Origin of the sequence: Oerskovia sp. NPDC056781 (assembly GCF_042789955.1) — a bacterium.
Taxonomy (GTDB): Bacteria; Actinomycetota; Actinomycetes; order Actinomycetales; family Cellulomonadaceae; genus Oerskovia; species Oerskovia rustica.
Genome location: NZ_JBHUAD010000155.1, coordinates 1 through 9370 on the forward strand (window position 1 = coordinate 1; position 9370 = coordinate 9370).

A 9370-nucleotide genomic window follows, 5' to 3' on the forward strand; every position below is an offset into this window, starting at 1 on the left:
CCTGAGGGCGCCCGCGGGCGGGCGCCCACGTGCCGCCCTGCACGCCGCGGCCGGTCTTCGTACCCTGGAGGCATGCTGCTGACCCGGCAGACGCTCAGCGGGCTCGAGGACGGCACGGTGTCCCTCGCGTACCGCCGCTGGCTCGCGCCGCGCGTGCGCGCGGGCGGCCGGATGAGGACGCGGATCGGCGTCGTGGAGGTCACCTCGATCGACCGGGTCGCGGAGGTGGACGGGGTCCCCGTCCTGCCCGACGACGACGCACGGGCCGCCGGGTTCCGCTCGGCGGACGCGGCGCTCGCCTGGGTCGCCGCCAAGGGCGAGGGGGACCTGTACCGGATCGGGCTGCGGCGCGTGGGGGAGGACCCGCGCATCGCGCTGCGCCAGGAGGCCGACCTGTCCGCCGACGAGGTCGAGGCGCTCCGGGCGAGGCTGGACCGCATGGACCGGGCGGCGCCCGAGCCGTGGACGAGGGACTACCTCGACCTGATCGTCGCCCGACCCGAGGTCGTGGCACGCGAGCTCGCGACCTCGATCGGCGTCGAGCGCGACTACTTCAAGATCCGGGTGCGGCGGCTCAAGGAGCTCGGTCTCACCGAGAGCCTGCCCGTGGGCTACCGCATCTCGCCGCGCGGGCGGGCGTACCTCGACGCGACGTAGCTCTCGCGCCCCTCAGCCCAGCGGTGCGATGTCCACGCCGGGCAGCCCGTCGATGCTCGTCGCGTTCTTCTTCTGCCAGTACGCGTCGAAGTACTCGGGCTCTCGCCGGTCGTGCGCGCGGTCCAGGACGTCACGGTCGGCCACGAAGTCCATGAGCGGCACCGAGAACCCGCACGAGTCGGAGACCCGGTCCACCTCGACCACGACGATGCCGCGCTGCCCCGACTCGCGCTCCTTGGCGAACAGCGGGCGCAGGTCGTCGAACTCGGGGGTGCGGGCGAGGACGTACCGTCCCCGGCCGTGGAAGCGCACGATGTTCGGCGGTCCCTCGAAGGCGCAGAACATGACCACGATGCGCCCGTTCTCCTGCAGGTGCGCCGCGACCTCGGCCCCCGAGCCCGTGTAGTCGAGGTACGCGACCCGGTGCGCGTCGAGCACCACGAAGGTGCCCCCCATGCCCTTGGGGGAGACGTTGACGTGCCCGTCACCGGCGAGCGGGGCCGTGCCCACGAAGAACACGGGCTGGGACAGCACGAAGCGGGAGAGCCGGGGAGTGATCTCGTCGTGGACGGTCGCCATGGCGGCAGTCTGGCACCGAGGCGAGCGTCGCGAAGGTGCTGTCCACGTCCGAGGTGAGCGGCGCCGTCGGGCCTGCGGAGACTCCGTGCGGCTACCAGCGCTGCCGTGCCTCCTCGGCCCAGCCGACCAGCCCGTCCAGGTCCGTCCACGCGCCCTCGTCGGTGCGCGCATGGCCCGACCACGTGCCGAAGCACTGGTGCGTCTCGCTGCCCACGACGAGCAGCTCGGTGCGTGCCACCCGCTCGTGGAAGGGCGTGAACACCGCCTCGACCCCGTCGCCCGAGACGTGCCACGGGGCGAGCCGGTCCGTACGGTCGTACGTCCAGTCGAGCGTCGCGCCGATCTTGTGGATCCGCCCGTCCAGCAGGAGCGCGTTCTCCGTGGCGCCCGTGCCGTCCGTCCACCCGCCGCCGAGCTGGATGCCGCGGCCGTGCCCGCTGCCCGCGGCCCAGTTCCACGTCATGGCGTAGGGCCACCGGCCGCGCCCGTGGTCGAGCACCGCGAACGAGTCGTCGGCGCTGACGTCGTGCCGTGTGCCGCGCACCGTGAGCGCGCCGTGGACCGGACGAGCCACGTCCTTGAGCGTGTACTGGAACAGCCGGTCGCTCCACGGGACGACGACCCCCAGCGACTCGTGCCCGGGCGGCAGCGGGACGGTCAGGTCGAGGCTCACGTCGCGCGACGCCGCCCTGATGCGGGTGGCCTCGGGGCGCTGCTCGATCGCGATCGCGAGGTCCTTCGCGTGCGCCCCGACGCGGCCGACGCCGCTGCGCTCGGGCATGAGCACACCCCGGGCCAGGGGCACCACGACGTCGGTCACCGTCTCCTCGCCCGTCGCCCGGTCCAGGACGTACAGACCGTGGACGCCCGCGTAGTCGATCGAGGACGCGACGATCCCGACCACGTGGGTCGGCGTCGTCACGCCCCAGTACTCCCAGCGCTTGGTCCGCCCCCACCCGCGCAGGTTCGCGCGGTGCAGCGGGGTGCGCGTCCACCCGACCGCGTCCGGGTTCAGCCGGCCGTCCGGCAGGCACAGGTCGACCGAGGACGTGATCTCGCGCTCGTGCGTCGTCATGCGAGGAGGCTACTGGCCGGTGGTCGGCCGGAGCGTCGTGCGGACGACACCTCGATGTCCTGCGCTCGCAACACGGACGAAACGACAGTGCTTCAGGATCGACACCACGGCCCCGGCAGCGGGGCGGTGACGACCCGAGGAGAGCCCATGAGCACCCAACGCCCCTACTTCCTCGCCCCGAGCACCCCGCACCGGCGCTCCCGGTCCACCACGCGGGCGGCCGGCGCGCCCGGCATGCCCCGCACCGTCGAGTCCGGCGACCGCGCAGGCAAGCCCGTGCGCCGTGCCAACCCGGGGGACGAACGGACGATCGACCCCGCGGACCGCAAGCGTCGGGCGCTCGCGGCCCTCGGAGACCTGACGCGGGGGAACGCGGGGCTCGGCAGCTGAACCCGCTCGACCACGCCGGCGCCGACGCCGGTGGCTCGGCCGGGGTGTCAAGGGCGACACCTCCCCACCCGGCCCGACGGCGGCGCTCTCGTCCGGGCGGTCAGCCCGGCTTGCGCGCCTCGACCAGGAAGCGCGTCGTCGTCGCGACGAAAGGTCCCTCGGCCTCGATCTGCTCGTGCAGCGCAGCGAGCTGCGGGCGGTACTCCTCGACGGTGAACCCCGGGACCATCCACACGACCTTCCGCAGGAAGTAGATCACCGCGCCGACGTCGAAGAACTCGGTGCGCAGCTCCTCGAACCGCAGGTCGACGACCTCGAGCCCGGCCGCCTCGGCAGCGGCGCGGTCGTCGTCGGGGTGGCGGCCGTTGCGGACCTCCTCGGGCTGCGGGCCCAGGAAGTACTCGACGAGCTCGAACACGCTGTAGGGGCCGACGTGCTGCGCGAAGTACGTACCGCCCCGGGCGAGGACGCGCGCGATCTCGGACCACCACGGCTTCACGGGGTGGCGGCTCACGACGAGGTCGAACGCCTCGTCCGCGAACGGCAGTGGTGGCTCGTCCGCGTCGGCGACGACCGCGACGCCGAGCGGGTGCAGGAGCCTCGTGGCCTGGGTGACGTTCGGGGGCCAGCCCTCGGTCGCGACGGTCAGTCGGGGGAACCGGGGGACCGAGGCGAGGACCTCGCCGCCGCCCGTCTGGACGTCGAGGGCCGCGCTCGCGGTGGCCATGCGCTCGCCCATCGAGCGTGCGTAGCCCCAGGACGGACGTTGCTCTGTCGCGCGGCCGTCGAGCCAGGAGAAGTCCCAGCCGTCGACGGAGACGGAGGCTGCTTCGGAGACGAGGTCGTCGAAGGATCGCTTCATGCGTTCGATCCTGACAGGTCGGAGCAGGGGCTGGGCAGCTGGTTCGGAGGTCAGCTGTTGTTGACGATGAGCGCGATCGTGGTGATCACGGCACCCCAGAAGGCGATGCCGGCGCCGAGGGCGATGCCCATGCCGTGACCGCCGGAGCTGGAGTGCCCGCGCTGCTCACCGGCACGCACGGCCCACGCGGCGCGCACGGCGAGTGACACGCCGAGCACCACGAGAACCAGCCCTACCGTAACCCATACCATTGTCCCACTCTGCACATAGGAGGCCGCTGCCCGCAATTCGAAGAACCTCCTGGTACGTGGTGTTTTATGCCACACAGGGGGCGGGCGTAAGGCAAACCCTAGGTGTCGATCCTGGGAATGCCGACGGTGCTCACTGAGTGGGACGTCACCCCCTCTATGCATGGGACGTGCGAGTCAGTCGTCATTCGCGCACGGTCCCGGACGGAGCCCGGCCAGAACCTGGGCCCCGGGCTCCTCGCGGCCGAGATCGTCGACGACGAGGGGAGTCCGACGCGCAGCGCGAGGGTCGATATCGGAAGGAGTGCGTCCGATCGCCCGCCATCCGAACGCGGTTCGTCAACACCCGCTCCTAGGGGGTAATGTCTTCCTCGGTGGCGCGAAGTACCCCCTGCATCGCGCCACCACCTAACGTTCACGAAGCCCCCGCTCGGCCCCGGCCAGCGGGGGCTTCGTCGTTCCCCGACCCACGCGACCGCGAGCCTGCCCACGCGCGGGCGCTCCGCCGTCGGGACGCTGTCCTCGCTGGTGAGGCAACGGATCCGGGCTAGTATCACCGAGGAGTCTGGAAGTAGGCCCGCTCCTTTCCCATGCCCTGGGGGCCTACTTGACCACTTCGTACAACCCGTCTCGCCGGTTCGACCCCGAGCTCGCCGAGGCCCTGCTGCGCGGTGCACCACAGATCGTCGGCCAGTTCATCCTCGACGTGTCCGACCAGAGCTGGTGGTGGTCCGACGAGCTGTACGCCATGCACGGCTTCCGGCCCGGCGAGATCATGCCCACGACCGCGCTCATGCTCGCGCACAGGCACCCCGAGGACCGCGAACGCGTCGAGGACGTCCTGCTCGCCGCCGTCGCCACGGGCGAACCCTTCAGCTCCGTCCACCGCATCGTCGACGCACAGGGAAGGACGCGGACGCTCGGCGTCGTCGGGCGCGGACGGCTCGACCGTCGCACGGGCGAGACCACGCACGTCTCGGGCTACTTCATCGACCTCACGACGACGCAGCGCGAGCTCGCCCAGCGCGAGGCCACCGCCGCGATCCGGGCGTCCTCCGCGAGCCGCTCCACGATCGAGCAGGCCAAGGGCGCCGTCATGGCGATCTACGGGCTGCCTGCCGACGAGGCGTTCGACCTCATGTGCCACCACTCGAGCGTGAACAACGAGCCCCTGCGCGACCTGTCACGGCGGCTCGTCGCAGAGCTCACCGCCGGCGGCGTCGCCGGGGCGCTGCGACGGGCAGACCTCGACCGGTTCTTCGAGGGGAAGCGGCCGGTGCGGTGACTCAGAGCGGTGGGCCCCGTGGGACTCGAACCCACAACCTACGGATTAAAAGTCCGCAGCTCTGCCATTGAGCTAGAGGCCCGGGCGCCGTGCATGCGCCTCGTCCGAGACGCCGCCAGGGCCCGCGCAGAGTCTACGCGCCGAGCCCCCGCCTGCGGCGACGCGCCCACGGGTGAGCGGGGCCGTCGGGCTGGGTGCGCCCCAGTGCGCCGGTTCTCCGTCGCCCGCGTGGAGGTGGCAGCCCGCAGCGAGCATCGCGGCGGCCACGACGCCAGCGCCAGCCCCGCGGGCGCGGACCCTAACGCGATCCGCGAGGGCTTGTCGCGCTCGATCCCACTGGGTGAGAGACACGCCGTGAATCGGTCCCCGACCTTGCGATCGGGCCCGATCCTTGTTTGGTTGGAGGCAACCGAAAGGCGCACGCCGAGGGTTCGTCGCAAGACTGCCCGTGCGTCCCCAGGCAACCGAGAGGAGCTCCCATGCTCACCCTGACCGACAACGCCCGCGATGCAGTCCAGGACCTCACCACGCGGGCCGGAGTGCCCGACGGCGGCGGCCTCCGGATCGCCGAGTCGGCGCCGCAGTCCGGCGACTTCGAGCTGGCCCTCGTCCCGAGCCCGCAGCCTGACGACACCGTCGTCGAGAGCGGCGACGCACGAGTGTTCGTCGAGCCGACCACCTCGATCGCGCTCGCGAACCTCACGCTCGACACCGACCCTCGTGCGACCGAGGGACCCGGGTTCGTCCTCACGCCGCAGGCCTGACCGGCACCACCTGCGGGGCCTGACAGCCCGCACCACGTCTCGACCGGCTGCGCGGCCCGCCCGTCCCGGGAGCCGACCCCCCTCCTCCTCGGAAGGTTCCCGGCCCGGCCAGGGCTGCGCACCCGATCATCCCGACGGGCCGTCCGCACGCAGCGGGCGGCCCGTCGTCGTGCGGGGAGGGCGTCGGACCTGCTCACCCCCGTCGCGAGACCCCCACCGCCCACGCCACGAGCGGCACCTGGACCGGTAGGCGCCCCCAGGCCACCACGGGCCTGCGGGCCCACGACCGGGCCCCGGGGTGCGAGTCGAGCGCCATCTTCACGTTCCCGGGGAAGACGGCGACCAGCAGCGCGGCGCTCGCCAGGCCGCCGGCGCGACGCGTCGCGGGGACGAGCAGCGCCGTCGCGCACGCCAGCTCCGCCACGCCGCTCCACGTGACCCACGGGCGAGGGGCTCCGAGGGCGTCGGGGATCAAGGGCTCGAAGACCTGCGGGCGTACCAGGTGCACGACGCCGGACGAGCCGAGCAGAGCGGCGAGCGAGACCGCGGAGACCACGGGGAAGGGTGCCATGCCCCGATGCTAGGCAGGGTGGGTGCGGCTCGCCCTGGGGTCGTCACCCGCTGCGGTGGGCCGTCCGGCTCACGCAGCCGCCGGCGACACGATCCAGTACCCGCCCAGGACGGCCGCGCCGACGGTCACGAGCAGGAACACCCCGACCCACACGAGCCCGGGGATGCCGGTGAGCCGCGCGAGCATGTCGGCGTCGGACTGGCGGGCCTTGCCGCGGCTGCGGGATATCTGCAGCTCCAGGACGGGCCGGATCGCGCCCAGCAGCAGGAACCACGTCACGGCGTACGCCACCGCGCTCTGCATGGGCGGCGTCGCGGCCCAGGACACGACGACGAGAGCCACGCCGCTCACCAGCACCGACCACAGGCCGAACCAGTTGCGGATCTGCAGCAGCATCAGGGTCAGCAGCAGCACGAGGAGCCACAGGAGCCCGACGGCGTAGCCCGCCCGCAGCAGCGCGGCCGCCCCGAGGCCTACGAGGCCTGGGCCGACATAGCCCATGAAGGCCGTGAGTACCATGCCGAAGCCGCGCGGCCTGCCGTAGGAGACCGTGAGGCCCGACGTGTCGGAGTGCAGGCGGATGCCCGTCAGGCGCCGCCCGGTGAGCAGGGCCGCGATGGCGTGCGCGCCCTCGTGCGCGATCGTCACGACGTGCCGCGCGACCCGCCAGATGGGCGTGAACACCACGACGATGAGCGCGACGAGCGACATCGACAGCACGACCGCCGAGGCCGGTGCGGGCACGGGAGTGGTGGCCGCCGACCAGATCTGACCGATGACGTCGCCCACGGAGCTCATGAAGTCCACGGGCGACATTCCACCACGCCCGCACGTGCGGGAGGTGAGAGGTCCGGGCGAGCCCCTGGGTGAGCCACCGGGGAGGTGAGGGATCGGTGAGGGATGTGGAGACGTCGATCACCATCGACGCACGTGCGCCCCAGTCATGAGAGAGTGGGGACCGTGGCTGCGCATCTCTGCGCGCCCAGCGTCGTGGAGTTCCCTGGATTTCTTGCGGCGAACCCCGACCCTACGCCCGAGAGGCAAACCCTTGAACAACCCCATTCGTGCTGCCGTGCGCCCGAACGCCGCAGCCCCCCGTTCCAACCAGTCGCAGGGACAGCAGTCCCGCGACACCAACCGCCCGGGTCGCGACGACCGGGCCCGTCCGGCCCGAGACTCCCGCGACGAGCGTGACAACCGCGACTCGCGTCCCGCCAAGGTGACCCGCGACGGCCGCCCGGTCCGTGAGCGCGACTCGCGCGACGGTCGTGGCGCAGGCCAGGGCCGCCCCGCCGGTGGCAACCGCGAGCAGCGTGCTCCCCGCGAGCAGCGCGAGCAGCGTCCTGCCCCCGTGCGTTCGTCGGTCCCGACGGTCGTGCCCGAGGGCCTGACCTTCAACGACTTCGCGATCCCCACCACGGTGGTCCGCGAGCTCTCCAGCCAGGGCATCGAGTCGCCGTTCCCCATCCAGGTGGCGTCGCTGCCGGACACGCTCAAGGGCCGCGACGTCCTGGGCCGTGGCCGCACGGGCTCGGGCAAGACCCTCGCGTTCTCGCTGCCGGTCGTCACGCGCCTGTCCCAGTCGGACACGCGTCGTGCCGCCCGTCGCCCCCGCGCCCTGGTCCTGTGCCCGACGCGTGAGCTCGCCAACCAGATCAACGCCACGATGGAGCCGCTCGCGAAGGCCCTGGGCCTGAACACGACGACCATCTTCGGTGGCGTCGCGCAGAGCCGTCAGGTCAGCGCGCTGAACGCGGGCGTCGACATCGTCATCGCCTGCCCGGGACGCCTCGAGGACCTGCTCAACCAGCGCGTCCTGTCGCTCGACGGCATCGAGATCACGGTCCTCGACGAGGCCGACCACATGGCCGACCTGGGCTTCCTGCCCGGCGTCAAGCGCATCATGGACAAGACCCCGACGCGCGGCCAGCGCCTGCTGTTCTCCGCGACGCTCGACAACGGAGTGGACCAGCTCGTCAAGCGGTACCTGAGCAACCCGGTGAGCCACTCGGTGGACTCCGCCGAGTCGCCCGTCTCCAACATGACGCACCACATCTTCGCGGTGCGTGACGCGGACGCGAAGAAGGACGTCGTGCAGCAGCTCGCGTCGGGCACGGGCCGTCGCGTCCTGTTCACGCGCACCAAGCACCAGGCGAAGAAGCTCGCGAAGCAGCTCACGGCACAGGGCATCCCTTCGGTCGACCTGCACGGCAACCTCGGCCAGGGTGCGCGTGAGCGCAACCTCGAGGCGTTCTCGAACGGGTCGGTCCGCGTGCTCGTCGCGACCGACATCGCCGCGCGCGGCATCCACGTCGACGAGATCGAGCTGGTCGTCCACGTGGACCCGCCGGCCGAGCACAAGGCGTACCTGCACCGCTCGGGCCGTACGGCTCGCGCCGGCTCCGAGGGCGTCGTCGTGACCGTCATGCTCCCCGAGCAGCGCAACGACGTGAAGGACCTGACCCGCAAGGCGAAGATCACGGCACAGCCGCAGCCCGTCGCCCCCGGTGACGCGGCCATCACGGCGCTCGTCGGCGAGGTCGCCGAGTACGTCCGTCCTGCGGACATCACGCCGCCGCAGACGCAGGCCAAGCGCGGCACGCCGTCGCGCAACGGTGGGTCGCGTGCGGCCCGCACGTCGGCCCCGGCCAAGTCCGCAGGCCCGACGGCGCAGCGCGCCCAGGGCGGCCGCGGCCAGTCGGCGCAGGGCGGTGAGGGCGGCGCTGGTGCGCAGGCTCGTCGTCGTGGCGGCCGTGGTCGTTCGCAGCGCGGTGGCGGCTCGGCGACGGTGTACTCGTCGTCGTCGTACTGAGGGACGGTCTGCTCGTCGCTCGCTCGCCCGCCGAGGGTGACGCGTTCTGTCGCCGAGGGTGACGGACACACCCGCCGAGGGTGACGCGTTCTGTCGCCGAGGGTGACGGCATGCTTCAGGACCCCGG

Annotated in this window: 11 protein-coding genes and 1 tRNA gene; 5 read left to right on the forward strand and 7 right to left on the reverse strand. The window is 72.3% G+C overall.

The window, feature by feature from the left end; all coding sequences use genetic code 11:
* Positions 1-72: 72 nt before the first annotated feature.
* Positions 73-657, forward strand: a complete 585-nt coding sequence (locus tag ACFRCR_RS13165) for an ASCH domain-containing protein (RefSeq protein WP_377678103.1) — start codon at positions 73-75, stop codon at positions 655-657.
* 12 nt (positions 658-669) lie between these two features.
* Here ACFRCR_RS13165 and ACFRCR_RS13170 read toward each other — a convergent pair whose 3' ends face one another.
* Complete coding sequence (locus tag ACFRCR_RS13170) at positions 670-1236, reverse strand: pyridoxamine 5'-phosphate oxidase family protein (RefSeq protein ID WP_377678105.1); 567 nt, start codon at positions 1234-1236, stop codon at positions 670-672.
* Positions 1237-1327: 91 nt separating this feature from the next.
* Positions 1328-2311: a DUF2804 domain-containing protein gene (locus tag ACFRCR_RS13175; protein WP_377678107.1), complete on the reverse strand. Its 984-nt coding sequence runs from the start codon at positions 2309-2311 to the stop codon at positions 1328-1330.
* A gap of 147 nt (positions 2312-2458) precedes the next feature.
* Here ACFRCR_RS13175 and ACFRCR_RS13180 point away from each other — a divergent pair, with 147 nt between their 5' ends.
* Entirely contained in the window at positions 2459-2701 is a 243-nt protein-coding gene (locus ACFRCR_RS13180; RefSeq protein WP_377678108.1) for a hypothetical protein, read from the forward strand.
* 100 nt (positions 2702-2801) lie between these two features.
* Here ACFRCR_RS13180 and ACFRCR_RS13185 read toward each other — a convergent pair whose 3' ends face one another.
* Positions 2802-3563 carry a class I SAM-dependent methyltransferase gene (locus ACFRCR_RS13185; RefSeq protein ID WP_377678109.1) on the reverse strand — a complete coding sequence of 254 codons (762 nt, stop codon included), beginning with the start codon at positions 3561-3563 and terminating at the stop codon, positions 2802-2804.
* A gap of 50 nt (positions 3564-3613) precedes the next feature.
* The gene (locus ACFRCR_RS13190) at positions 3614-3772 is read right to left on the reverse strand and encodes a hypothetical protein (protein WP_377678111.1); all 159 of its coding nucleotides are present in this window, start codon (positions 3770-3772) and stop codon (positions 3614-3616) included.
* A 646-nt stretch (positions 3773-4418) separates the two neighbouring features.
* Between ACFRCR_RS13190 and ACFRCR_RS13195 the strand changes: the two genes are divergently transcribed.
* Positions 4419-5096 (forward strand): PAS and ANTAR domain-containing protein, encoded by a 678-nt coding sequence (locus ACFRCR_RS13195; RefSeq protein ID WP_377678113.1) that lies wholly within the window; start codon positions 4419-4421, stop codon positions 5094-5096.
* A gap of 10 nt (positions 5097-5106) precedes the next feature.
* Here ACFRCR_RS13195 and ACFRCR_RS13200 read toward each other — a convergent pair.
* A tRNA-Lys gene (locus tag ACFRCR_RS13200) sits at positions 5107-5178 on the reverse strand.
* Between the two features lie 397 nt (positions 5179-5575).
* On the opposite strand from ACFRCR_RS13200, the gene ACFRCR_RS13205 reads away from it, so the two are divergent.
* On the forward strand, positions 5576-5860 hold the full coding sequence (locus tag ACFRCR_RS13205; protein ID WP_191792120.1) for an iron-sulfur cluster biosynthesis family protein: 285 nt from the start codon (positions 5576-5578) through the stop codon (positions 5858-5860).
* A gap of 193 nt (positions 5861-6053) precedes the next feature.
* Here the strand turns inward: ACFRCR_RS13205 and ACFRCR_RS13210 are convergent, their stop codons facing one another.
* Together ACFRCR_RS13210 and ACFRCR_RS13215 are read right to left on the reverse strand one after the other, a co-directional pair.
* The gene (locus tag ACFRCR_RS13210) at positions 6054-6431 is read right to left on the reverse strand and encodes a DoxX family protein (protein ID WP_377678115.1); all 378 of its coding nucleotides are present in this window, start codon (positions 6429-6431) and stop codon (positions 6054-6056) included.
* Between the two features lie 69 nt (positions 6432-6500).
* On the reverse strand, positions 6501-7247 hold the full coding sequence (locus tag ACFRCR_RS13215; protein WP_377678117.1) for a M50 family metallopeptidase: 747 nt from the start codon (positions 7245-7247) through the stop codon (positions 6501-6503).
* Positions 7248-7782: 535 nt separating this feature from the next.
* Here ACFRCR_RS13215 and ACFRCR_RS13220 point away from each other — a divergent pair.
* Positions 7783-9243, forward strand: coding sequence for a DEAD/DEAH box helicase (locus ACFRCR_RS13220; protein WP_377678119.1), 1461 nt, complete (start codon positions 7783-7785; stop codon positions 9241-9243).
* The last annotated feature ends 127 nt before the right edge of the window (positions 9244-9370 follow it).

Bases quoted from the DNA above. Each gene is read 5' to 3' on its own strand.
- ACFRCR_RS13185 (WP_377678109.1), bottom strand. From the start codon at position 3,563: ATGAAGCGATCCTTCGACGACCTCGTCTCCGAAGCAGCCTCCGTCTCC.
- ACFRCR_RS13205 (WP_191792120.1), top strand. From the start codon at position 5,576: ATGCTCACCCTGACCGACAACGCCCGCGATGCAGTCCAGGACCTCACC.
- ACFRCR_RS13215 (WP_377678117.1), bottom strand. From the start codon at position 7,247: ATGTCGCCCGTGGACTTCATGAGCTCCGTGGGCGACGTCATCGGTCAG.
- ACFRCR_RS13175 (WP_377678107.1), bottom strand. From the start codon at position 2,311: ATGACGACGCACGAGCGCGAGATCACGTCCTCGGTCGACCTGTGCCTG.
- ACFRCR_RS13165 (WP_377678103.1), top strand. From the start codon at position 73: ATGCTGCTGACCCGGCAGACGCTCAGCGGGCTCGAGGACGGCACGGTG.
- ACFRCR_RS13170 (WP_377678105.1), bottom strand. From the start codon at position 1,236: ATGGCGACCGTCCACGACGAGATCACTCCCCGGCTCTCCCGCTTCGTG.
- ACFRCR_RS13210 (WP_377678115.1), bottom strand. From the start codon at position 6,431: ATGGCACCCTTCCCCGTGGTCTCCGCGGTCTCGCTCGCCGCTCTGCTC.
- ACFRCR_RS13180 (WP_377678108.1), top strand. From the start codon at position 2,459: ATGAGCACCCAACGCCCCTACTTCCTCGCCCCGAGCACCCCGCACCGG.